At 45.2% G+C, this 24,032-nt stretch carries 21 protein-coding genes; 20 read left to right on the top strand and 1 reads right to left on the bottom strand.

What is annotated here, in order from left to right; all coding sequences use genetic code 11:
• The first annotated feature begins 80 nt into the window (after positions 1-80).
• The 10 genes from CJP46_RS25055 (at position 81) to CJP46_RS25010 (ending at position 8,155) form a co-directional block, all read left to right on the top strand.
• Positions 81-446: a winged helix-turn-helix transcriptional regulator gene (locus CJP46_RS25055; protein WP_094598372.1), complete on the top strand. Its 366-nt coding sequence runs from the start codon at positions 81-83 to the stop codon at positions 444-446.
• A gap of 249 nt (positions 447-695) precedes the next feature.
• Positions 696-1,022: an ArsR/SmtB family transcription factor gene (locus CJP46_RS25050; RefSeq protein ID WP_094598371.1), complete on the top strand. Its 327-nt coding sequence runs from the start codon at positions 696-698 to the stop codon at positions 1,020-1,022.
• Between the two features lie 91 nt (positions 1,023-1,113).
• The gene (locus tag CJP46_RS25045; RefSeq protein ID WP_094598370.1) at positions 1,114-2,115 is read left to right on the top strand and encodes an NADP-dependent oxidoreductase; all 1,002 of its coding nucleotides are present in this window, start codon (positions 1,114-1,116) and stop codon (positions 2,113-2,115) included.
• Positions 2,116-2,442: 327 nt separating this feature from the next.
• Positions 2,443-2,631, top strand: coding sequence for a hypothetical protein (locus CJP46_RS25040; protein WP_094598369.1), 189 nt, complete (start codon positions 2,443-2,445; stop codon positions 2,629-2,631).
• Positions 2,628-3,821 (top strand): winged helix-turn-helix domain-containing protein, encoded by a 1,194-nt coding sequence (locus CJP46_RS25035; protein ID WP_094598368.1) that lies wholly within the window; start codon positions 2,628-2,630, stop codon positions 3,819-3,821. The genes CJP46_RS25040 and CJP46_RS25035 overlap by 4 nt, the downstream gene beginning before the upstream one ends.
• A gap of 299 nt (positions 3,822-4,120) precedes the next feature.
• Entirely contained in the window at positions 4,121-4,609 is a 489-nt protein-coding gene (locus CJP46_RS25030; protein WP_306431085.1) for a GNAT family N-acetyltransferase, read from the top strand.
• Positions 4,610-4,760: 151 nt separating this feature from the next.
• A complete protein-coding gene (locus CJP46_RS25025; RefSeq protein WP_094598366.1) occupies positions 4,761-5,339 on the top strand; it encodes a histidine phosphatase family protein in 579 nt (192 codons plus the stop codon).
• Positions 5,340-5,652: 313 nt separating this feature from the next.
• Entirely contained in the window at positions 5,653-6,198 is a 546-nt protein-coding gene (locus tag CJP46_RS25020; protein ID WP_094598365.1) for an HAD-IIIA family hydrolase, read from the top strand.
• Positions 6,199-6,441: 243 nt separating this feature from the next.
• Positions 6,442-7,143, top strand: coding sequence for an RNA polymerase sigma factor (locus CJP46_RS25015; RefSeq protein WP_094598364.1), 702 nt, complete (start codon positions 6,442-6,444; stop codon positions 7,141-7,143).
• A gap of 19 nt (positions 7,144-7,162) precedes the next feature.
• The gene (locus CJP46_RS25010; protein ID WP_094598363.1) at positions 7,163-8,155 is read left to right on the top strand and encodes a hypothetical protein; all 993 of its coding nucleotides are present in this window, start codon (positions 7,163-7,165) and stop codon (positions 8,153-8,155) included.
• Between the two features lie 286 nt (positions 8,156-8,441).
• Here the strand turns inward: CJP46_RS25010 and CJP46_RS25005 are convergent, their stop codons facing one another.
• Entirely contained in the window at positions 8,442-8,822 is a 381-nt protein-coding gene (locus tag CJP46_RS25005) for a VOC family protein (RefSeq protein WP_094598362.1), read from the bottom strand.
• A gap of 252 nt (positions 8,823-9,074) precedes the next feature.
• Between CJP46_RS25005 and CJP46_RS25000 the strand changes: the two genes are divergently transcribed.
• The 10 genes from CJP46_RS25000 to CJP46_RS24955 all read left to right on the top strand — a co-directional run bounded on the left by CJP46_RS25000 (position 9,075) and on the right by CJP46_RS24955 (position 23,907).
• Positions 9,075-9,290, top strand: coding sequence for a transcriptional regulator (locus CJP46_RS25000; RefSeq protein WP_094598361.1), 216 nt, complete (start codon positions 9,075-9,077; stop codon positions 9,288-9,290).
• A 252-nt stretch (positions 9,291-9,542) separates the two neighbouring features.
• On the top strand, positions 9,543-10,010 hold the full coding sequence (locus tag CJP46_RS24995) for an NUDIX hydrolase (RefSeq protein ID WP_094598360.1): 468 nt from the start codon (positions 9,543-9,545) through the stop codon (positions 10,008-10,010).
• 458 nt (positions 10,011-10,468) lie between these two features.
• Positions 10,469-11,338 carry a chemotaxis protein gene (locus CJP46_RS24990; RefSeq protein ID WP_143813028.1) on the top strand — a complete coding sequence of 290 codons (870 nt, stop codon included), beginning with the start codon at positions 10,469-10,471 and terminating at the stop codon, positions 11,336-11,338.
• 323 nt (positions 11,339-11,661) lie between these two features.
• On the top strand, positions 11,662-13,326 hold the full coding sequence (locus tag CJP46_RS24985) for an extracellular solute-binding protein (protein WP_256992517.1): 1,665 nt from the start codon (positions 11,662-11,664) through the stop codon (positions 13,324-13,326).
• Positions 13,327-13,438: 112 nt separating this feature from the next.
• A complete protein-coding gene (locus CJP46_RS24980) occupies positions 13,439-14,344 on the top strand; it encodes an ABC transporter permease (RefSeq protein ID WP_094598358.1) in 906 nt (301 codons plus the stop codon).
• 43 nt (positions 14,345-14,387) lie between these two features.
• Positions 14,388-15,266, top strand: coding sequence for a carbohydrate ABC transporter permease (locus tag CJP46_RS24975; protein ID WP_094598357.1), 879 nt, complete (start codon positions 14,388-14,390; stop codon positions 15,264-15,266).
• A 39-nt stretch (positions 15,267-15,305) separates the two neighbouring features.
• Positions 15,306-17,036, top strand: coding sequence for a sensor histidine kinase (locus tag CJP46_RS24970; RefSeq protein ID WP_094598356.1), 1,731 nt, complete (start codon positions 15,306-15,308; stop codon positions 17,034-17,036).
• Positions 17,037-17,048: 12 nt separating this feature from the next.
• The gene (locus tag CJP46_RS24965; protein ID WP_094598355.1) at positions 17,049-18,731 is read left to right on the top strand and encodes a response regulator; all 1,683 of its coding nucleotides are present in this window, start codon (positions 17,049-17,051) and stop codon (positions 18,729-18,731) included.
• A gap of 100 nt (positions 18,732-18,831) precedes the next feature.
• Entirely contained in the window at positions 18,832-20,106 is a 1,275-nt protein-coding gene (locus CJP46_RS24960; protein WP_094598354.1) for a Gfo/Idh/MocA family protein, read from the top strand.
• Positions 20,107-20,391: 285 nt separating this feature from the next.
• Positions 20,392-23,907 carry a discoidin domain-containing protein gene (locus CJP46_RS24955; protein ID WP_094598353.1) on the top strand — a complete coding sequence of 1,172 codons (3,516 nt, stop codon included), beginning with the start codon at positions 20,392-20,394 and terminating at the stop codon, positions 23,905-23,907.
• The last annotated feature ends 125 nt before the right edge of the window (positions 23,908-24,032 follow it).

The following is a 24,032-nucleotide window of genomic DNA, read 5'->3' as shown; positions in this document are numbered from 1 at the left end:
TACGCACTTTTTTGTATCATTTTCACCAAAAGGTGATATAGGAACCAAAAAGTACCCGTTAGAACGGAGGGAAGAAGGCTATGAGAGCGAATATGCCGCAGTCTTTTAACATCCCTATTGAAGCTACGCTGGAGGTCATCGGGGGGAAATGGAAAACGCTCATTTTATGTCATTTAACGTATGGGGCGAAACGAACGAGCGAGCTAAAGAAAATGACCCCTGGCATCACCCAGAAAATGCTGACCCAGCAGCTTAGAGAGTTGGAGGAGGATGGGGTGATTATTAGAACGGTATACAACCAGGTCCCGCCGAAAGTCGTGTACGAATTAAGCGAGTTGGGCAACTCACTTCGACCGGTAATCGATGTCATGTGCGAATGGGGCGAACGGTACATTCAGGGATCGATCGAGAAGAGGGTAAGCTCACAGGCAAGCTCGAATATGTGACATAAACGACGGAGCATAAACGACGGAGAAATTAAAAAAGAGCTCAGCTTGGTAAGCGTTAGGCACACTGAACAAAAGAGGGTCTGCAGTCCCTCTATTTTTGTATTCGATGCCGCCTCATTTGAGGTGAACCTTATCACAAATGACACCAATTTTAGGTGTGCTGGCTGGTATAGGCTTGATTTTGCTAATAAAATATCTATAATTGTGTTTAAAGGATTAAACCAATGAACTTTAGAGGTGAATCGCATGAGCCAGCAAACTGAGGATGTTCTACAACAATTTAAAGATTGTATCCCTCTATTGGAAGTGCTGACCGATGAAAATCGGCAAGCCATTATTATGCTGTTAGCACAGAACAAATGGGGACTTAATGTTAATACAATAGCAGGACATATCAATTTGTCTAGACCGGCTGTATCCCATCATTTAAAGGTGTTGAAACAGTCTGGTTTTATTAAATCTGAAAAAAAAGGCGTAGAAAATTATTATGTATTGACTGTCCGTAAACCACTTGAACAACTCAAGTTATTAATTACTGCCGTTGAAGACGAATGCAATGGTCTTAGTGATTAGCAAAAAACATAAGCGGATATTCTAGTTATATTTATTTAGCATTTTGGTTCGTTTGTTTAAACCAATAATCAAATAATGGAAGTGATATTAAATGAAGGCTATGACCATTAAGAAGTACGGAAAAAATGTTCCAGTCGTGATGTCAGAACAACCAATGCCGAACATCGGAGAACATGATGTGTTAGTGGAAATTCATGCAGCCAGCTTAAATCCTATTGACTATAAAATTAAGGAAGGGAGAATGAAATTACTATTGAATTACAGGTTTCCTCTTATTTTGGGGAATGATTTCTCAGGAGTTATAGTCAAGGTTGGCAGCCGGGTGAATACATTTAAACCCGGAGATGAAGTTTACGGAAGACCTCGCAAGAACCGAATCGGAACATTAGCTGAGTTTATTGCTGTCCATGAGGAAGATATTTGGCTGAAACCGCAGAATCTATCGTTTGAAGAGGCGGCATCGCTACCACTGATTGGACTTACGACTTACCAAGCATTTGTGGATATATTAAATCTTCAAAAAGGCCAAAAAATTTTAATTCACGCAGGTTCGGGAGGCGTAGGAACTTTCGCCATTCAACTGGCCAAGTTGATGGGCGCATTTGTTGCCACAACTGCAAGCGAAAAAGGCTATGAACTGGTCAAATCGTTGGGGGCCGATCTAATTATTAATTATAAAAAAGAGAATTTTGAAGAAATCCTTAACGGATATGACGCTGTTTTTGATACTTTAGGTGGAGAAGCTTTGGAAAAATCATTCCGCATACTGAAACCAGGCGGACAAATTGTATCCATTTCCGGCATGCCAAACGCCAGATTTGGAAAAGAGGCGAAATTGGGTTGGATGAAAACAACAATTTTGTCCATCGCGAGTCGTAAAATCAAAGCCCAAGAGAAGAAGAGCCAAACGAGGTATCACTTCCTTTTTATGAAACCGAGCGGAGAACAATTGAAGGTTATAAAAGAATTTATTGAAGGAGGACTCATTAAACCTATTATTGATCAGGTGTATCATTTGAAAGATGCCGAGCAAGCATTTAAATATCTGGAAAGCGGAAGGGCCAAGGGCAAAGTAGTCATTAGAATAAAGTAATATGTTATAGACGACGAATTGATGTTGAAGAAAGAAATAGGTGACTGAATTAACGGGGAACGATAATCTGGGAAGTTAGGATCTAAGAAGATACAATAATATCAGTTTCATATTTCAAAGAGCCTTATATATTCTACGTAACCGAGATAGAAGTAACATCGGGCGCCATTGAATGTGAACATGAATTTCTAGTTGGGTTCAAGCGTGGAAGGCTAAGCTATCGAGCGGTTATTTTTCAATACCTCTTGTTTTTATTCTCTGGACAATGGTAAATTTATGGGAACGTGGGTTTGCGTTTTGTGTTTTCCACGGATAGGGGGAATAGGTGTGATTGAAATTGTTGAAAAAGAGCAATTTTCGGTATTAGGAAAGAGGGTTGCAGATGAAGCTCACAAATGGATACCGCCATTATGGCAAGAAGTAAATAATAACTATATTGAGATAAGCAACCTCGCCATCCATCATCATGTGCAAGCGGCTCCCGTTTGTTTCGTTAAGGAGTCGATGCGTACATGATCGAATTGACAAACCGTCAAGCTCGGCAATTTCTGTTATTGAAGCACGGGCTGTTAGGTGAATATCAATTTACTGGAAAGCAGGGAGTATTGGATTTTGTGCGGCAGGTCGGCTGTATTCAATACGATCCCATCGATGTTTGCGGAAAAAACGCCGAATTGGTGCTACAGTCGCGAATCAAAGGATTTACCAAGAACATGCTCGACGAGTTGCTGTATAAAGATAGATTACTGATCGATTATCCTGACAAGAATCTGGCTATTATGCCTCTCGAGGACTGGCCGTATTTTGAGCGGTACAGGGAGGCCGCCCGACAACATGCCAAGCGCTATCCCGAAATGGAAGTGTTGACTGAGCAAGTGCGGGTTCACATCCAAAATCACGGTGCGCTAAGTTCGGATGATCTAAAATTGGATGGAAATTTCTCGTGGCAATCGGCCATCCACTGGAGCAGCGGAAACAATACATCCCGGTCGGTGCTGGAACAGATGTACTCGACAGGCGAGTTGATTATCCATCACAAAAAAGGAACACGTAAATATTACGATATCGCCGGGAAGTACATACAGCCCAATCTGCTGAATGCGTCGGAGCCACTAAAGGTCGAGCTTGAGCATCACAAGTGGCGGGTACTGCGCCGGATCGGTGCTGTTGGCCTTTTATGGAATCGGGCATCCGATGCCTGGCTAAACATATGGGGATTGAAAGCGGAGCAGCGCAACGAGGTTTTCCGCCAGTTATTGGACCAGGCTCGCATTGTTGCTATTGCCGTAGAGCAATTGAAGGATACGCTGTACTGCCGCGCGGAGGACTTGCCGCTTATTGAAGCCGTCCTGCAAAATCCGGAGCCGAATTTTCGCTGCGAACTGATTGCCCCGCTGGACAATTTGATATGGGACAGAAAGCTGATCAACGAATTGTTTGGCTTCAATTACACGTGGGAGATTTACACGCCCGCAATCAAACGGAAATTCGGCTATTATGTGTTACCTATATTATACGGAGAAAGCCTAATCGGACGAGCCGAGGTCATCGCTGAGCGAAAAGCCGGGACGCTCGTTGTTAAAAATATCTGGTACGAGAATGGCATACAGCCAACAAAGCAGTTGCGAACAGCATTGAACAATTGTTTTCAATATTTCGCATTATTCAACGGCTGCGAGACGATTTCTACAGAGTCTATGGACTGATATTTCCAGTTCCCCGGTACCCGATAAGCCTTTCTTCATTCTTTACCGCTACCTCCTTTACAAAAAAGCAGATTATGTTTGGTTACCCTTCCGGTTTGACAGTAAAATGGCTTATTTGGATTGGAAAGAAGAATGGCGAATTGAAGATTATGAATAATAGTTGAACTTATGTGTGCGCCATGGGCGTTACTACAACATTAGATTAATAAGCTAATGGGCAGTATAGTTTGATAATCAATCATGCAAAAATGTGGTGAACAAATGTGAGCATGTTGAGGTGAAAAATGGAGATTCGTGTTTTGGATTCAAAAGATGCTGAAATTTATCGTGAGTTAAGGTTAAAGTCTCTGAAGGAAAATCCTGAGGCATTTTTGACTACGTATGAAATTGAGGAAGATAAACCGATTGAGAAACTTCGAGGTAATCTCATTGCTTCAGATAATCGATTTACTTTAGGCGCCTTTATCAATAGTGTGCTCATTGGTACCGTAACATTTGTTAGGGAAAGTAACCCCAAAATCGTACATAAGGGCAATGTCTATGCTATGTATGTTGCACCTGAATTTCGAGAAAAAGGAATAGGTAAATCCTTGGTTCAAGAATTGATTATTAAGGCGAAAAAGTGTGATGGACTTGAGCAGATTAACCTCACAGTCATCTCAAATAATAACGCGGCAAAGCGACTTTATGAGACTATCGGTTTTGTAACTTATGGAACAGAGCGAAATGCCCTAAAGACTGAATGTCAATATTGGGATGAAAATTTAATGGTCTTCCGATTGAACTAACGGGAAACAAGAGCTCAAATCATGACAGGACGGCAGCCGGCGAAAATGTTCGGCTGCCGTTATTATGTTAACAGGCAGTTTAGTCGCAATAATATGATATATTTGGATAGAAAATACAGGGAAAGAGAGCACTCATTTAGGGGAGGCAGGGATGGCAACCACAATAGGGCTAATTAGGCATGGAGTTACCGAATGGAATAATCTTGGCAAGGCTCAAGGTATATCAGATATACCTCTAAACGAAGAAGGAATAAAGCAAGCTACTGCTTTGGCAAATAGATTTACAAGTGAAAAATGGGACATTATTTTCTCCAGTAATCTGACGAGAGCTAGGCAAACTGCTGAAATAATACGGCAATTTTTAGGAATAGCCTCGGTATTCACGGATGATCGTATTAGAGAAATTAATTGTGGGCTAATTGAGGGCACCACCGAGGAAGAACGCATTTCTCGTTGGGGAATTAATTGGCGTGAGCAAAATCTTGGGATGGAAGATTTCAAAATGGTTGCCAAGCGTGGGCTATCTTTTCTCGAAGAACTGAGTGTGGGTCATGCTGGAAAGAGAATTTTAGTTGTCAGTCATGGAGCATTAATTGGTTTGTCATTGCAACATCTTATGCCGCAGCTGTTCCAAAAAACGTATATAGATAACACCTCTTTAACTATTCTTACACATACAAAAAACGATTGGACATGTCAATTATATAACTGTACCAAGCACCTTTCGTAAGCTACTGAGCAAGCTATCTGGCGACGAAGATAACATCCGATTACTATTCCACGCTCGAACTCCGTTTGCCACATACAAAACAATAACTGAAAAGAAAACGAATAAGATATTTCTCCAAAATAACGACGTTAAAACAACAGTTAGAGCAGTCAAACACCATATAACCGTAAACCATAATGGATACTTTGATAAATATTTTTTAAGTATGTGCTCCTCCTAAAAACCGCAATCCGGCTACACTTAAATTACTTCAAAGGGTAGTTTTAATGAAAAGTATCATATAACTTTTGTAAAACAATTTGGTGGTGATTACATGTCAACTTCGAATATAATTCAGGCCGTATTTATTGACAGGGATGGGACTATCGGTGGCTCTGAAGAGGTTATTTACCCCGGTGCTTTTAAATTATTTCCATTCTCAAAACAATCGTTTGAAATCCTTGGGAGTGCTGGGGTGCCCATTTACGCTTTTACAAATCAACCTGGTATATCTCGAGGAGATGCAACGATGGGTGACTTTCAGGACGAACTCACTTCCTTTGGCTTTGATCATATATACATATGCCCACACCAACGTGAGGAAGGCTGTTCCTGCCGCAAACCCTCACCGGCTATGCTCATTCAAGCAGCAGTAGATCACGATCTGGAGTTGAAGAATTGCGCCGTTATTGGTGATAGGTGGACCGATATGATTGCAGCCCAAAGAGCGGGGTGTATCAAGGTGTTAGTAAAAACAGGTTCTGGCGAGAAGGATTTGGCCAGATATCGTAGTAATCAATTTTTTGGAGAATGGCTTGAAGCTGCTCCAGATTATGTAGCTGAAAATGTTCTAGAGGCGGTCAACTGGCTCTTAAAATAGCTATTCAACCTACGAGGAACTAAGAAAGAAGAAACGGCAGCCGGTGAAGAGGCTGCCGTTTTCTCAACATACAGGTAGCATAACCGAATCGAGTTAGAGCACGAAATTGAAGATTTTTTCTAGAGGCAGATATGTTTCGGCTAGGATTGGCATCATTAAGGCATACACCGGTGAGGAACGCATAAGAGGTACGGGAAATGGAGTGATAACGTGCGGGAGAGCGTAGGAGATATACATGAAAAGATGAGAGCCGAACAAAGCAATGAAACGGACGATGTGCTTGTCTGTCGCGCTAGGGCAGGCGATCAAGAGGCTTTTGGTGAACTGGTACGCCGTCACCGAGCCAAAGCCTACGGTTTTGCATATTCGATGTCGCAGGACACCTATTTAGCCGATGATATAGTCCAGGAAGCTTTGGTCGGTGCATTTTTACGCCTCAGCAGTTTACTCGAGCCCTCACGTTTCGGGCCGTGGCTGCAACGTATTGTTCGAAACCAGACATACATGCGCCTGCGCCGTGGTGGTCCCTATGGCAAAGAACAGCCTCTTTCTATGTATAAACCATCTACTAGTGAAAGCAACTGGGGAGACGCTGAAGCCGTGTTGTTTCACCTGACTCGGTCAGTCTCGGTAAGACAGGGTATAAGCCCTGAGGAGCGTCTTGTTCGTGAGGAAATGCTTCAGGGTCTACGGGATATGTTACACTGTCTCAGCCCACGAGAGCGGGACGTGTTCGAGGCGCATTTTTACCGGCAACTACATTCGAAAGAAATCGCTGAATTGTTTCGAATGACCGTCACGAACGTAAACAATCATCTCTTCCGTTCTCGTACCAAGCTTCAACGTGAGCACATCCGAGTCCATATTGCCGGATACTTAAAATTCCGTCAAGCTCTTGGAAAGCCCAAAAAACGGATACTGGACGAATTCGGAAAGCCATTTTAATGAAAAGGAGTTTTGTGTCATGGCCAATGAGGATTGGAAGACGGAACTGCGAGGGACATGGACATCAGCGGGGCGGGCAGCGCATTGGGCAATAGTAAAGAAACGGGTGTTAAGCCTCACCGAATTTATGGGGTACTCGAGTCATGCGTTCCGCATTAACATCAATGGAGACAATGTCGATGTCGCCGGACCAACCGGTTATGAATGGGAAGACATTTTGCCGAAGGGGTTGTTGAATCTAGGATTCCGTTGTAAATGGTTACGAACTCCAAATTTTACACCGCCGACACCTGAGGTGCTTGCCGTAGCACTTGAAATGATCCAAGACAGCATTGATCGTGGAATACCTGCTGTCGGGTGGGATTTAATTATACCGGAGTTCGGGATCATATACGGATATGATGACGGAGAGAGTATACTTCATGTGAAGGATCCACGGGGGGATGGAAAGCTACCCTATGAGAAGCTTGGTCGAGGACAGGTTACCGAGATGTTTGTGCTCACCCTCACCGATTCGTTTGATATTAGCAAAGAATTAATGCTATCCGGAGCGCTCGATATGATCATTGACCATGCCCGTAGGCGTCAGCACAAATATGAATCGCCGAAATACGAAAACGGTCTAAAAGCTTATGAAGCATGGATTCAAGCGTTTACAAATCGGACTGTAGATGCATTTGGTAATTCTTACAACACGTCGGTTGTCTATGATGCGCGTAAGCATGCTTACCGCTTTTTGCGCGGTCTGGCCATGGATTGGAACGGAGTATCCACTTTGGAAAAAGAAGTGCGGAAACGCGCGGAATGTGCGGCTGAACATTACGCGGATGTTGAACAATCGCTAGCGGCATTAAGTGAAATGTTTCCTTTCCCGGACGGAGGAACACCCAACGATCCCGTTCATGCCGAACGAGCCATTACTCAACTGAATGCGGCAAAAGCAGCCGAAGAGAAGGGCTTGTTGGAGCTTGAGGCTATGCGTGAACTGCTTTCGGCGAAACTAATGGGTTAATTGGTAAGCGCGCAGTGACGGCAACTCAAGCTCACATACAACCGATAGTTAATTTACCCTCCGCACATCATTATTGTTTTCAAAGTATTATGTTCCTTTTAATAAGCCCAGCATCGTGCTTTCTCTAGGAGTTCAAACTAATTAAGTCGGATAGTTAGTGCAGTGATTGTTAAGCTAACGGAGAACGATAAATCTATACCAAAAGGGCTGCCGAGTTGCAGCCCTTTATTCCGCTAACGGGCAGGAGAATTCCAAGGGCTATGACAACGACAAACTGCGGGTGAGCTTATGATGAGAGCCATTCTAAAAACTCAAGTCGATTTCCAAAAGGGTCGTTTAAATAGAAGCGTTTTACTCCTTCATCAACCCTTGCTTCATCATCGATTACTTGAATATTATTGTGATGCAGATATTCGCGCAACTCATCTAAGTTCTGTACGTGAAATGCTGGGTGAGCTTTTGAAGCGGGAACAAAATCACTTTGTACTCCGATGTGTACTTGATGAGTACCGCATTGGAACCAAACGCCACCACGTTTTTTTAGAATTTCAGGTTTAGGAATCTCCGTCCAACCCAATAAGTTATTAAAGAAATTCCTAGCCTCTATTTCGCATCCTTCTGGGGCAGCCAGTTGAACGTGGTCAAGACCAAAGAAATTGTAAGCCATATAATTCCCCCCCTCTTATAGTTTCATATAATGGAACGACGTTTCATACTATAATTCCATTTTATTGTAATGCTCAATAAAAATCACTATCTGAATAAATTAAAAAAAAGTGCTTAATGAAATAATGGAGAGACATCAATTTTCAATTTCAGTCGTTAGTGTTATGGCTCCCTTAATAAAGTATACTCATGCTGGTAATGGACAACGCTTAAGGTTAAATACATATTTTCTTACGCGGGGGGTCATCGCTTCATGAAATTTGAACTTGGACGTTGCTTGCTGAGTGAACGATTGATGGAATCCGGAAAGTCAGCGGAATGGCTGGCAAAAGAATTGCTTTTTAAACCGGAACGAGTTTATGACTTTATTGAAAACAAAAGAGTGATGCCACTCAAAATTGCTATATCGATCGCCGATTCCATCGGTTGTGATGTTCGTGCCTTGTATGAATTAATTCCGAACGAATAAGAAGTAAAGGGAGATTAATGGAATAAGTGGTAGGTGGCATTGAGGCTATAAATGAGATCCATTAAGCTAACGGGAAACGAAAGCTCAATGAAGACAATTGAATGTAGCCGACCAAAAAGTCGGCTGAATAGAAAAGGGTAATGTAATGATTTCAAATAAATATCCATGCCCGAGTTACAAAAATCCATTCCACGTCTAATACATAAAGCATAAACTATTGTTATGATTTGGCTAGTAAAATGGAGGGTGTACATGGATTACATACAACATTTAAGGTCAATGGTAGGGAACGAGAAGGTCATTATGGTAGTTGCGGGTGCATTTGTTTTTGACAAAGAAAATCGAGTACTGATGCAGAAACGTTCTGATAATGGTCAATGGGGATTTCCAGGCGGGTTTATGGATTTAGGAGAGAGCGTTCAAGATACAGCGAGAAGAGAAGTTTACGAAGAGACGGGGCTTACATTAGAAGAACTTAAGTTATTCGGGATCTATTCTGGCCCTCAGTATGACAAGACATTTTCTAATGGCCACCAAGTATCACTGGTTCTAATTTCATTTGTCTGTAATCAGTATAGTGGTGAGTTAGTTGAAAGTAACGAGGAATCGATACAGAATAAATTCTATTCTCTTAAAGAGTTACCCGAGAATATATTCACCGAACATAAGATGCTTATTGATGATTTATTATCGGATAAACAACTACCGATTATTGAGTAAAGTTATTGGGTGAGATGTGCCAAAAGAAATGTAAGACAACGAGAACATCTTATCAAAACTCGAAGACAAGAACATATATCGTTTCCGAAAAAGACAAGATCAACCACTAATTGATAAGAATAAACACCTACGAAGTTGGCGCTTAAACATTACTACATTCATTATTAATCAACGGCACGATTGTTGAATTAGGATACTGCGGCAGCCGATCAAATGATCGTCTGCCGTTTTCATTAGGCCCAAAGACGTTCTTGCGGTCAGACGTCCTAGTGCTAGGTGCGCAAGAACTTGAATAGCCATCTTCTCGTTAATTTCTTGATTTGAGGGAAAGCCACAATTCGAAAAAATTGGATTAGACCCTTGGGAGCCAGTAAAAGAGTAGTTACAAGAAGAAATACTCTTCCATATAATTAGAATTATATGGAAGTTGATTTGCGATGAAGGTGGTGTGGAATTCGATGAAAATCGCGGTAGGGTTTGTGCACGGCATTGGGAAGCAAAAAGAACATTTTCATGAGGCGATGGCAGGCGACATTAGCAAGCGGTTAGGTGAAATATGTCCAGCGGTCGAGCTGGTCAGCAAGGGGATTTATTGGGCGGACATCACTGATCGACTTGAAGATGAACTTAAGGAAAAGCTTGCGCCTGACAATCTGCACTGGGACAAGTGGATCGATGCTCGTGGGTACGCGATTAGCTTTTTAGGTGATGCGATTGCCTATCAGCCGCTGCCCTATAAAGCAGGTGACGATGACAAAAACTACATCTACACCGCAATTCACGAACGATTTTATGAAAAGCTGCAGGAGCTCGCGCAGTGCACAGGACCTAGCGCTCCGCTGTGCATCATTAGCCACAGTCTTGGCACCATCATCGCGAGTAACTTCTTATACGACCTGCAAAACGGTAGGTTGCCAAGCGGCAAGCTTGCTTCGATAAGTGAGAATCCTTCTGCACTCGTTCGCGGCGATACGCTAACACATTTTTACACAATGGGCAGCCCGATCGCGATCTGGACGATGCGGTATAAGGACTTTGGCAAGCCGATATCGTTTCCTTCGCCTGCTCTTTTGGCCGAAGGGCTCCCATACGGCGAATGGGTTAATTTCTACGATAAAGATGATGTGATCGCCTATCCGCTCAAGCACTTAAGCCCGCAGTATGATGCGGCCGTGACGGAAGATGTGGAGGTCAGGAACCCAGGTTTTCTGGCCAGCACCCCGCTTAATTCGCACGGCGGTTATTACCGCTCTAAGACGGTCATCGATCGGATTGCAAAATCGCTTGCAGACCTTTACAACCAAACAACCCGACAATCGATTCATTAAGCCAGCGCTTTAAAAAGGCGTAATTTATATTTTTTGCGCAATCTACTCAATAATGATTTAACGGCGGCCGGTATTAGTAATCGGCTAAGCAATTACAGCGTCAGCCAAAGGAACAGGAGACACTTAAAATCACCGGCACGGATGCCGGTGATTTTTTGTTGAAACAATCTTTTTATTTATTTTTGCCTGGGGTCAAGAGGTGTATACGAAAGTAAAGACTAGTTTATAGAACAGCGGGGAGCTTCTTTATATACTAGAATTATGAAAGACTGCAGTACATTTTGCAGCGAAAACAATAACGAAATATACCGGAGGGGTAAAATGTGAAGAGCAAAAAGGTACTTGCAATAGTCTCCTTGACGCTTGCATTGGCAATGACAGGCTGCAGCAGCAAAACGTCGCCTGGGCCAAACCATTCGTCTGGAAATGCCAAGGAACCGATCGAAACAACAGGCACAGGAAACGGCAATGATATGATTGAGGTTTCAACGGTTTCACCAAGCGATCCTTACTTGAAATTTGACGAAGGCGAAAGCTTCGACAAAAACTCAGTTTATGATGCTTATGAAAAAGATATCGGTGTCAAAATTACAAACAAATGGGTTGCAGATATAAGCCAATTTAAAGAGAGGGTAAAAATAGCCATCGCATCCAACGATCTTCCGGATTTCCTGCCTGTAAATGCAACACAGCTTAAAGAGCTTACTGAAGCGGATATGATTACGGATTTGACAGACATTTATGATCAGAATGCTACGGAAGAGACGAAGAAGTTTCTGACCATGGACGGCGGCATGCAAATGAAAACAGCGATGATCGACGGGAAAATGATGGGTATTCCCAGCTCATACAACCCGTTCAACTATCAATTCTTGTTCGTTCGTACGGACTGGCTGAAGGAACTGGGCCTGCCTGAGCCTAAAACTATGGATGATTTCTTGAAAATTGCCGAAGCGTTCAAAGCGAAGAATCCTGGCGGCACCAAAGAAGCTTACGGTATTGCGGTCAGCAAGAGCCCATTTAGTATCGAGACAGGCGTGACCGGTCTGAGAGCGTTCTTGAACGGCTATCATGCTTATGAAAACATTTGGATGGAAGACGGAAACGGCGGTTTGATGAACAGCGATATTCAACCCGAGATGAAGCAGGCTCTTGCAGCGCTGCAAGACATGTTCAAAAAAGGGCTGATCGATCCTGAGTTTTCGGTTAAAGATACGGAAAAAGCTGCTGAGCTCATCTACGACGGCAGCATCGGGATGGTATTTGGCGCTTCCTGGACGCCGGCGCAGCTTGCGAAAGGCGCTGTGAAAGACGGCAAGGTTGTTCAAGAATGGGGAGTGTTCCCTATCCCTTCAATCGACAACAAGCCCACATTGAATCAAATTGGTCTTGGTGTGGATGAGTACTATGTGATCTCTAAACAAGCCAAGCATCCGGAAGGCGTGATCCGTTTGTTAAACCAATGGATCGTCGCTGACAATCATCCGACAGAAGAGCAGAAAGTATATGGGTATGGTAAAGACCGTGTGGAAAAAGGCAACAACTACTGGCTGCTTAACCCGCTTCGTGTGGGCAAACAGTTCGACAATAACGGCGAAATTTTGCCCAAAGCCATTGAAAACAAAGACGAAAGCATCCTTGAGACAGCAGACCAAAAAACGCGTTATGCACGCGCCATGCAATACGTTGAAGGCGATACAAACATGTGGTGGGAATATTTAATCTCCGGTCCTCATGGAGCCTTTTCTCATGTACCAGAAATTCAAAAGAACAAGCAATACTTGCAAAACAAATTCTACGGGGCGCCTACTCCGACGATGGCAGACCGACAAGAAATTTTAACGAAGAAACGTGATGAAATATTCATCAAAATCATGATGAACCAAGTATCCGTAGACGAGTTCGATAAATTCGTTGAAGAGTGGAAGAAGCTTGGCGGCGATGAAATCACGAAAGAAGTTAACGAGTGGTATAAATCGCTTCAATAGGATCGGTATTGCAGGGAGGGAATGATTCTATGTCATCCCTCCTTTTTTCAAGAACAACCAGGTTCTTGAACAGGAATGCACAGCTTGAAAAGTGAATCAGCGAGGTGAAGATATGAATAGTCTGACGCGCATATGGAAGAAGGAATGGCCGCTTCATTTGATGCTGCTGCCGGGTTTGGCTTTTATTATTATGTTTAGTTACATTCCAATGACAGGAATCATGATGGCTTTTCAAAAATATGTGCCGAGTAAAGGGTTGTTCGGCTCCCCGATGATCGGTTGGAGGAACTTCCAATTGTTAATGGATTATCCGGATATCGGCCGTATCTTCTTTAACACGGTATATATTGCTGTCATGAAAATCGTTGCCGGTTTGTTCGTGCCGATCACCATTGCTATTTTGCTTAATGAATTGCGTAAAGAATGGATGAAAAGAACGTTCCAAACACTGGTTTATCTGCCCCATTTCTTATCCTGGGTGTTACTGAGCGGTATTCTGATCGATATTTTGTCTCCTTCCTCCGGCATATTGAACCAGCTGCTTGGATGGTTCGGCATGAAGCCGATATTCTTTCTTGGCGACAATAACTGGTTCCCTTATGTCATGGTCATCTCCGATGTATGGAAAGAATTTGGGTTTGGCACCATTGTTTATTTGGCGGCGCTGACCGGAATTAACCCTACGCTTTATGAAGCCGCAGAAATGGATGGCGCGGGCCGCTGGAAACAAACGCTTCACGTGACGCTGCCGGGTATGATGCCGATCATCGTTCTTATGCTTACGCTTAATATCGGCAATGTGCTGAATGCCGGATTTGATCAAATCTTTAACCTGTACAGCGCGCCGGTTTATGAAAGTGCCGATATCATAGATACTTTCGTCTACCGCATGGGGATACAGCAAGCCCAGTTCGGATTTGCCACAGCTGTCGGCTTATTGAAATCAGTCGTATCCTTTATTTTCATTTCCGTATCTTATGTACTCGCATACCGACTAGCGAATCACCGTATTTTCTAATCGAGAAAAATTCGGTGATGCAGAAAGGAGACAGACCGTGGTCATGAAACCGTCATTCGGAAGAAGGGCTTTTCTAGTTGGCAATCTCATCTTTCTCGCGTTTATATCTATTTTATGCTTAATGCCGATTATTCATATTTTGGCGATTTCCTTCAGCTCGGGTTCGGCGGCGGCAGCAGGTAAGGTTGCGCTGTGGCCTGTAGAATTTACAACTGCGGCTTATGATAACGTGTTCGGCAAGCCTGAATATTTAAGAGCCTTTGGCGTTTCTATAGAGCGGGTTGTTGCAGGGACGGCATTAAGCATGCTTTTAACGATTGTTACAGCTTATCCTTTATCCAAGGACCGCCATACGTTTCGTCTAAGAACCGTTTATGCCTGGATCTTCGTTTTTACGATTTTATTCAACGGCGGACTTATTCCTACCTATTTGACCATTAAAAGCTTGGGACTTATTGATTCTCTCGGAGCGCTGGTGCTTCCTGCGGCGGTTAACGTGTTCAACGTCATCCTGCTTTTGAACTTTTACCGCAATTTGCCCAAGGAGCTTGAGGATGCTTCGCGGATTGACGGAGCCGGGCATTTTGCAACGCTTTGGAAAATATATGTTCCGCTATCGTTGCCCGCACTGGCGACAACGGGGCTTTTTACGATGGTAGGGCATTGGAATAGCTGGTTCGATGGCATGCTTTATATGAATCATCCGGAAAACTACCCGCTGCAAACCTTCTTGCAAACCGTTATTATTAAGATGGATTTCCGGTTTATTAAATCAGAAAATGCGGAACTCATGCTCCAGCTGTCTGACCGTACAAGCAGGGCGGCACAAATCTTCGTTGCGGCTTTCCCGATTCTTATTGTCTATCCATTCTTGCAGCGGTTTTTCATCAAAGGCGTTGTAATGGGAAGTGTAAAAGAATAGGCAGGAAGGTCGTAGATCTCGGGCACAGGAGAACAAACGATGAAAAGTATATTCTTTTTACAGGATTCCTCTATATTCAAAAAAATAATGGCCGCCTTTTTGGCGGCCTTGCTGCCGCTTATGGCTATTACCTGGATGATTAATGAGCAAGGGGCCCATCATATCCGCAGTGAAATATCCGATTCGATTTTGAATACGACGCGGTTTTATTTAGACTCCCTGGATCAGGAAGCAGACCGGATCAGCCGATATTTGCCTAACTACGTCATGGACAGGGATTTAATGGAAGTGGCGGCGACAGGTGAGCAGATGAACGCCTATGAGCGGTCGTATAAAATACTGGATATTCAGCACCGCTTGGATTTAATGAAAAATTCCAGTCCGTTTATTCGCGAGTCGAAGGCGTACATTCCGCAGATCGAGCGCACGGTGCTGAGCAACAGCTTTGAAACCAATCTGAATGCGGACGAATATGAAGCAATGCAGCCAGACAAGAAGCTTTATACGGGGCCCTTTATTTATTGGCAGGACCGGTTGTTTATGACGATGCAGTACCCTGCAGGCAAAAAAGACCCGCTCTATGTGGTAAGCGTAGAGCTCTCAACCGGAAAAATTAAAGAAACATTAGCGCAAATCGGCAATAGCAGGGGAGGCCAGACCGTATTGTTTAATCTGGAGCGCGGCTGGGAAATCAATAGCGGCCCCGACCTTGAATTGCATGATCTGATGAAGCAGCTGGCTTTTGAAAAGCAGGCAGCGAACGTGGATGAAGGCTATGATACGATCCATTACAAAAATAAGCGATTTCTGACCGTATTCAAGTATTCCAGCCTCTGGAATTGTTACATGGTAACGAGCATACCGGAAGAGATGATACTCGGTTCGTTGCAGGTATATAAAGCTTTATTTTGGTGGGCTTGCGTGCTTGCTGTTTTTATTGTATTTTTCTTTACCTATTTTTTAATCCGGTTAATATACCGTCCATTGATCAAGCTGGTGCGTTCTTTCCGCCGCATGCAGCAAAACGAGCTGGAACCGATCTTGATCGACCGCAGGAAGGATGAGTTCGGCTATTTATACCAGGCTTTTAACGATACGGTGAAATCTTTGAAAACACTGATTGAGGAAAATTATGAGCAGCAAATTCGTAATCAGCGTTCGGAACTGAAAAGATTGCAATCGCAAATTAATCCTCATTTTTTATATAATTGCTTTTTCGTGCTTTGCCGCTTGATTAAATCCGATAGCCAGAAGGAAAAAGCCTACCAGTTTTGTTTATACATCGGGCAATATTTTCAGTTCATTACTCGTCATAATGATGACGACATCCCGCTGGAGATGGAGCTTGAGCATTCCCGCACTTATGTGGAGATGCAGACGATCTGTTACGGGGATCGAATACAAGTGCTGTTTGACGTCGAAGCCCAGCCGATTGAAGTTCCCCGATTGATTCTGCAGCCTATTATTGAGAATGCTTATAAGTACGCCCTCGGCAATATGCTGGGCACGGGCGAGCTATGGGTGCACAGCAAGCTGCGAAATGATGATTTTTACATTTATGTAGAAGATAATGGCGAGTTCATTACGGACGAGGAGATCGAAGCGCTTAGCAAGAGGCTGCGTTATTCAACGAACCAGATTGAGGAGACAACCGGCCTGCTTAATGTTCATCGTAGAATTCAGCTTCGTTATGGAGAAGAGTTTGGGATTACCGTATCACGCTCTGAGCTTGGCGGGCTTCAAGCTATTATTAAACTGAGCATGAGCTAAGGAGGAGTCGCCATGTACAGGCTTTTAATCGTAGATGATCTGCCGATTATTGTTGACGGTCTTCTGGAGTTGTTCGAGAAGACGGAGCATTTGGAGCTTGAAATCATGAAGGCCTATTCCGGCGATGAGGCATTGGAGGTGCTGTCTCATCACCGGATGGATATTGTGATTTCGGATATTAAGATGTCTGGCATAGAGGGCATTGAGCTTCTACAGGAAATAAAATCGCAGTGGCCGAAGTGCAAAGTTATTTTATTGACAGGGTACAATGATTTTCACTATGCGAAGAGTGCTCTTACGTTTGGGGCTTTTGATTATTTGCTGAAAGTAGAGAGCGACGAGAAGATCATTCATACCGTTGAACGGGCGATAGAGGAAATTGAAGAGGAACAGGATCAGGCGCAAATGATCTTGCGGGCCCAGTCCAAAATGAGAAAAGCGCTGCCCTCCTTGCAGAAGGAATATATTTGGGGCTTATTTCAAGGCAAGATGATGACGGAGCAGCAGCTTCGGGACGCTTTTGGAGAAATTGACATTCCGCTCGACGCATCGCTGCCGGTCTATTTACTGATTGGCCGTATCGATGCCTGGAAGGAAATGTTTACGGCGCCGGATAAGGCTTTGCTCGCTTACGCTCTTCAAAATATCGCCGATGAGTATTTATCCGCCCATTTGCGCTGCTTCTCAGTCGTATTTGATATGAACAAAATAGTATGGATCTTTCAGCCCAAAGCCAGTTCGGAGCTAGCGGCGGATGCCGGTACGGTGGAATGGACTCGGGCATACCGCTATGTGAGCGGCAATTTGGAGATGATACAGGCTACCAGCAAAAGGTTGCTGAACCTCTCCTTATCTTTTTTAATTGGCAGCGAGGCTGTCCCATGGAATCGGCTGTCGGATCGTTTTCATGCGATGAAATACGGTCTTATGCAAGGCCATGGCTTGTTCCATGAAATCATCATGACAGATCAAGATATTCAGAAGTCCGAAGAAAAAGAGAAGGCAAAAAGCTATCATGACGGCATTTTCCACGCTCGCGTACAGCTGCTGATGAGCTGTCTTGAAAATAATCACCGGGAGCAGTTCAATAAACTGTTTGTTGAATTGACAGACAGTTGGAAAAATCAGGATACCCCGGATGGGCGCAAGGTTGAGCTGTACCATTCCCTATCTGCGGTATTCCTGGCGCATTTGCACAAAAATAAAGAGATGCGAGATTACATAAATACCCAGATTAATTTGGATTTGCTGTTCCGCCAGGAGAAAACCGCTTCATGGACGGAGCTCATTCCATACTATTGGCAAATTACAGACTGCTTTTTTGAATGGAATGCGATTAGAGGAACAGAGCTGCCTGCGGAGGTCGTCCATAAAGTGCATCGCTATATAGAGGAGCATATTGCGGATGATATATCCCTAACCGCGCTTGGTGATTATGTCAGCTTGAATCCATCCTATTTATCAAGGCTTTACAAGCAGATCACGGGCATTGGACTGTCTAAATACGTAAATGATTACCGCAATGTCATTGCAAAGGACATGCTGCTCAATACATCTATGAAGGTCAATGAAATTGCCGTCAAGCTCGGCTACAATTCAGCGCTTGCCTTTATCCGCTTCTTTAAGAAGCAAAATGATATGACACCTCAGGATTTTCGTACGGCCCGCGCCGAAACGATGCAGCAAGGTCAATAAATGTATATGCAATGTAATCAATGATCTCTTTTGGTGCGCGGAGTCACCCCTTACAATGAAATCATGATCGATTCCATTGTATATTCAAGGGGGAAGAACATTGAAAGCATTAACGGCTGTACTATTAGGCGCAGGCAGTAGAGGAAGATACATCTATGGACCGTATGCGGAAAAATTTCCGAATGAGCTGAAGTTTGTTGCAGTTGCCGAGCCGGATGATGAACGCAGACAACATTTTGCAGAGATTCACCAAATCGCTGAAGAGCATGTTTATCATTCATGGGAAAAAGCATTCGAGCAGGGAAAAATAGCCGACGTGATGATCATCTGCACGCTTGATCGGATGCATTATATACCGGCATTGAAAGCGCTGGAGCTCGGTTATCATGTCATTCTGGAGAAACCGATGTCACCGAATGTGCGGGAATGCATAGAACTGGAGCAAGCTTCCCTTAAGCATAAGCGTTTGCTGGCGGTCACGCATGTGCTTCGTTATTCCCCGTTCTGGTCGGGCATCAAGAAATGCATCGAGGATGGGGAGCTGGGGGCAATCGGCACCATTCAGATGACAGAGAACGTAGGCTATCGCCATATGGTTCATAGCTACGTACGCGGCAATTGGCGCAATTCCGAGGAAACAAGCCCAATGATTTTGGCCAAATCCTGCCATGACCTGGACCTCATTTCCTGGCTGATGGATGAGCCGTGCACAGCGGTCAGCTCCTTTGGCTCATTGCTTCATTTTAAAGCCGAGAACGCGCCGGAGGGTGCAGCCGACCGCTGCATTGATGGTTGCGAAGCAGAGAGGGAATGTGCCTTTTCAGCGATTAAAATGTATTTGGAGCAGCCTGCCGATCATTGGGCGCGCTATATGACGCACGATTTATCACAGGAAGGCATTATCCGGGCGCTCAAGGAAGGACCGTTCGGCCGCTGCGTCTATCGCTGCGATAACAATGTTGTCGACCATCAGGTCGTCAATATGGAATTTGACAGCGGTGCCAACGCTAGCTTTATTATGTCGGGATTAACCAAGAGCGCGACTCGCCGTGTGCAGATTATGGGCACGCAGGGAGAGATCATTGGCGACATGGATAAGGGCTCATTTACGCTGTACCGCTATACGACGGGAGAAGAGATTGAAATTAAATGCAGCGTGCAGGGAGACGGTCACGGCGGAGGTGATGAGCGCATGCTGAGCTCCTTCCTCCAAAATGTACATAATTTCGACCGCAGCTTGTCTCAAGGCCTTACATCGGCTACAGCTTCCTTGCAAAGCCATTTGATGGCCTTCGCTTCCGAACAATCTCGATTGCAGCAGGGCAGAAGCATAAAGCTGACAGAGATGTATCAGAAGGAAGAAGCGGGCGTTTGATTGTTGAAATCTGGGAGACGATGTGGGAAAGCCCAATATTGAACAGAATCACTCGCTGCGAAGTAAAAATGGCGGATATCCGCGGCGTCCGGGCTTGGGAAGTGCGTGTCCCGGATGCCGCACAAGTTCGCGAGTAAAGAAGGAAATGGGGAATGAGAATTTTAATTTTTTTGAAAGCGATTTCAATGTGGGGCTTGTGCCGGATTTCGTGAAAGGGGGGATTCATTCGTTTGACGAGATGATATATGGCTTTTCCATCAAACCAAACCATGCATGGAGGGACAAATGAAGAAAACAAAAATGAAAGCCCTTTCAGTACTGCTAGCCGCTGCCGTCATGCTGACGCCTGCCGTTCAACCGACAGCCGCGCTCGCGAAGCCCGAAGCACAAGACATAATGAATGTTTCCGCTGTCGAGCCAAATGACCTGCCGCCCCAAGTGGGAGGAGAACATGGCGAAAAGCCTTCAAACGTCACCGATGCCGTCGTATACGGCCAGGATTCCGGCACGCCCCCAAACGGGCCCCAGGAGGATGAAGCCGCCAACCTGATGGCGGCTTCATCCACGTTCAGCGGAACCAATTTGGCTCTGAACAAACCGGTTTTCGCTTCCGGCAACGAAGTCGACTATTTGAATCCTGAGCTTGCTGTGGACGGGAAAGGAAACACCAGATGGTCTTCCGCAATAGAAGATGACCAGTGGTTTTACGTTGATCTTGGCGAGCCGCAGGATATCGACCGCGTCGTGATTCGCTGGCAAACCCCTGCCGACACTTACAAAATCCTCGTGTCGGTCGACGGTGAGAATTGGGAGAACGTCAGGGATAACGATGGCATTATAAAATGCAAAGGCGGTGTCGAAACGATCGACTTCTCTGTGCGCGAGGCAAGGTACGTAAAATTCCAGGGTGTCAAACGGGCGCCTGTCGAAGGCACGCTGTACGGATATTCTTTTTATGAGTTCGAAGTCTACCAATTGCATGATTTGCAAACGATTATCGACAATGTCTCTGCGGCATTGAAGGTCCAGCCTGGACAAACGAAACTCGACTGGTCGGCGGTGGACGTGCCCGAGGGTTATCAAGTCAGCCTATATGGAAGCGACCGCCAGCCTGTCATCGACCAGGAAGGCCAAATCCGTACGCCGCTGGTGGATGCCAAAGTCAATCTCATCGTACAAGTGGAAGATAAGAACGACCCGAACCGGAAGCTGATTTCAGGGAACATTCCCGTTGTGGTGCCGGGACAGCATAAGCAAACTCCGGACCGGAACGCCGAACCGGACGTCATCCCGTCCCTGCAGGAATGGTACGGGGATACCGGCAAGTTTACGCTGAAAAACTCATCGCGCATCGTCGTGAATCCGCAAGACGAATCCGCTTTGCGGAATGCGGCCGAGCTGACCCGCCAGGACTTGCTGGATTTGACCGGATCTGATCTCAAGATTGTGACCGGCAAACCGAAGGCTGGCGATTTGTACTTGTCCATTGATCAATCCCTGACACGGCTCGGCGAAGAAGGCAACCGGTTCAAAGTCGGCGATTACGTTTCGATCGCTTCCGTGTCCGCCAAGGGAGCGTTTTACGGCACGAGAACCGCTCTGCAAATAATCAAGCAGCATCCGGACCGGACCATTCCGAAAGGCGAAGCCATGGATTATCCGAAATACGCGGAGCGCGGATTGATGATCGATGTCGCGCGCAAGTTTTATACGATCGATTTTCTCCGAAATTACGTGAAATTGTTGTCCTGGTACAAAATGAACACGTTCCAAATCCATTTGAACGATGACGTCGGCACACCGTTTGCGGACGGCACGACGGCCGCTTTCCGTCTCGAAAGCACCACCTATCCAGGGCTGGCGAGTCCGAACGGCCATTATACGAAGCAGGAATTTAAGGATCTGCAGCTGCTGGGCATGGAATACGGCATAAACATCATTCCGGAGATCGATACGCCGGGGCATTCCCGAGCATTCACTTCCTACAATCCGGCGCTTGGAAATGACCGGGGGCTCGATATAACCAAACCGGAAACTGTTCAGTTCGTTAAATCTTTATGGGATGAATATGTGGACGGGAATGATCCGACGTTCATCGGTCCGGACGTCAACATCGGCACAGACGAATACGGCGGAAATACCGAAGTGTTCCGCGGATATATGGATTCCCTGATCAAGCATATCAACAGCAAAGGCAAACATCCGCATTTGTGGGGCGAACTTACTCAACATAACGGCACGACACCGATCAGTACCGACGCTACCATGAACATATGGCATGAACCTTATGGTTCTCCGCAGCAGGCAGTGGATCTCGGCTATGACGTCATCAACACCCAAAACGTATTCCTGTATATTGTCCCTACTCTATACGGCGACTATTTGAATTCCCAATTCATCTACAATGAGTGGGAGCCGGTTAAGTGGGAAACGACGACACTTCCTTACGGCCATCCGCGCGTCAAAGGCGGCATGTTCTGCTTATGGAATGACGTGTCCGAAGCCAACGGCCTGTCGATGGACGATTCGCATGAACGTTTGCTTCCGGGAATTCAAGCGGTCTCGGAAAAAATGTGGACCGGAACGAGGGATGACCGATCCTATGAGAAATTCGAGCAGCGGGCGAAGGCAATCGCCGATGCGCCAAACGCCGACATGTCCCATAAAATCACCGTAAGCAACAATGAAAACAAAGTCATTTCGTATCTTTTTGAAGACAAATTCAAGGACGAATCCGGCAACCGCTTTGACGGCAAGGGCGTGAACGTCAATATGACAGAAGGAAAATACGGCAATGGTGTTCGACTGAATGGCGGGAAAAGCTATATCCAAACGCCAATCGATGCCTTGGGTTTCGGCTGGACGGTTTCGATGTGGATCAAACCCGACAAAAACAACCCCGATAACGCTATATTAATGGAATCTCCGGCTGGAACGCTAAAATTGAAGCAAGGCAGCAGCGGCAAGCTTGGTTTCACGAAGGAGCATTACGACAGTATGTTTAACTACTCGGTTCCGGAAGGCAAGTGGACGCATATCACGCTGAAGGGCGACAAAAAAGGCGTGACACTGTTCGTTAATTTGGACGAATACGTGGAAAGGCTGGAGGAACAATATCCGAAATTAAATACCCTTGTGCTGCCGACCCTCCGGATCGGAAGCGAAACGAATGCGTTTAAGGGCGTGTTGGATAGCGTCATGATCTACAACAAACCGATCGAACTGCTCAGTGGCGAGAATTTGGCGCTCCATCAGGTTACGGAGTCATCTGAACTCGAATTCCCGTATTACTCTTCCGAAAAGGCGGTTGACGGGGATATGTCTCCACTCTCCAGATGGTCGAGCGCTTACGTAGATGACGCTTGGTTTATCGTCGATCTGGGCGCGCCAAAAGACGTCGGCAAAGTCATCATCAAGTGGCAAGGAGCCTACGCCGAAAAATACCAGCTGCTCGTATCCACGGACAAAACGAATTGGACTAATGTGTCCGGCAGTGACGGAGTAATCACCTCTAAGGGCAATCTTCTGGATATCATTACGTTCGATCCGGAGCAGGCACGATATATCAAATTCCAGGGCGTGAAACGCGCCACCGTATTCGGAAACTCCTTCTTTGAATTCGAAGTGTACGGACCCGATCATATTCAGGAGTACAAGCAGCTGATTGCGCAGATGGACGATCTTCTGAAGCGAACGGACAACGGAACGATGCGTAAACTGCTGCTGCAGGTGCTGAATCGTTATCCATACGATGCGACGGCCGACCTGGGGCCTTTGCGAGATTTGGTGAACGGCATTTGAATGTGAATTTGTGAGCAATCGAACAAAAAAGCTTGGTCATTTGACCAAGCTTTTTATTTTCTGGTATTTGAAGACGTCCCGGTTTGGCCGAGGTAGTGGCTGGTTTTCAAAACCTGCGTTGAAGA

The organism is Paenibacillus sp. XY044, from assembly GCF_002257645.1.
Lineage (GTDB): Bacteria > Bacillota > Bacilli > Paenibacillales > Paenibacillaceae > Paenibacillus_AQ.
This window is presented reverse-complemented; position numbering and strand designations above follow the sequence as displayed.

What these genes read in the sequence shown, in the direction of transcription:
- CJP46_RS25050 (WP_094598371.1), top strand. Translation starts at nt 696, where the DNA reads ATGAGCCAGCAAACTGAGGATGTTCTACAACAATTTAAAGATTGTATC.
- CJP46_RS24995 (WP_094598360.1), top strand. Translation starts at nt 9,543, where the DNA reads ATGGATTACATACAACATTTAAGGTCAATGGTAGGGAACGAGAAGGTC.
- CJP46_RS24975 (WP_094598357.1), top strand. Translation starts at nt 14,388, where the DNA reads ATGAAACCGTCATTCGGAAGAAGGGCTTTTCTAGTTGGCAATCTCATC.
- CJP46_RS24955 (WP_094598353.1), top strand. Translation starts at nt 20,392, where the DNA reads ATGAAGAAAACAAAAATGAAAGCCCTTTCAGTACTGCTAGCCGCTGCC.
- CJP46_RS25005 (WP_094598362.1), bottom strand. Translation starts at nt 8,822, where the DNA reads ATGGCTTACAATTTCTTTGGTCTTGACCACGTTCAACTGGCTGCCCCA.
- CJP46_RS25020 (WP_094598365.1), top strand. Translation starts at nt 5,653, where the DNA reads ATGTCAACTTCGAATATAATTCAGGCCGTATTTATTGACAGGGATGGG.
- CJP46_RS25055 (WP_094598372.1), top strand. Translation starts at nt 81, where the DNA reads ATGAGAGCGAATATGCCGCAGTCTTTTAACATCCCTATTGAAGCTACG.
- CJP46_RS25025 (WP_094598366.1), top strand. Translation starts at nt 4,761, where the DNA reads ATGGCAACCACAATAGGGCTAATTAGGCATGGAGTTACCGAATGGAAT.
- CJP46_RS25035 (WP_094598368.1), top strand. Translation starts at nt 2,628, where the DNA reads ATGATCGAATTGACAAACCGTCAAGCTCGGCAATTTCTGTTATTGAAG.
- CJP46_RS25015 (WP_094598364.1), top strand. Translation starts at nt 6,442, where the DNA reads ATGAGAGCCGAACAAAGCAATGAAACGGACGATGTGCTTGTCTGTCGC.
- CJP46_RS24965 (WP_094598355.1), top strand. Translation starts at nt 17,049, where the DNA reads ATGTACAGGCTTTTAATCGTAGATGATCTGCCGATTATTGTTGACGGT.
- CJP46_RS24970 (WP_094598356.1), top strand. Translation starts at nt 15,306, where the DNA reads ATGAAAAGTATATTCTTTTTACAGGATTCCTCTATATTCAAAAAAATA.
- CJP46_RS24980 (WP_094598358.1), top strand. Translation starts at nt 13,439, where the DNA reads ATGAATAGTCTGACGCGCATATGGAAGAAGGAATGGCCGCTTCATTTG.
- CJP46_RS25010 (WP_094598363.1), top strand. Translation starts at nt 7,163, where the DNA reads ATGGCCAATGAGGATTGGAAGACGGAACTGCGAGGGACATGGACATCA.
- CJP46_RS25045 (WP_094598370.1), top strand. Translation starts at nt 1,114, where the DNA reads ATGAAGGCTATGACCATTAAGAAGTACGGAAAAAATGTTCCAGTCGTG.
- CJP46_RS24990 (WP_143813028.1), top strand. Translation starts at nt 10,469, where the DNA reads ATGAAAATCGCGGTAGGGTTTGTGCACGGCATTGGGAAGCAAAAAGAA.
- CJP46_RS25000 (WP_094598361.1), top strand. Translation starts at nt 9,075, where the DNA reads ATGAAATTTGAACTTGGACGTTGCTTGCTGAGTGAACGATTGATGGAA.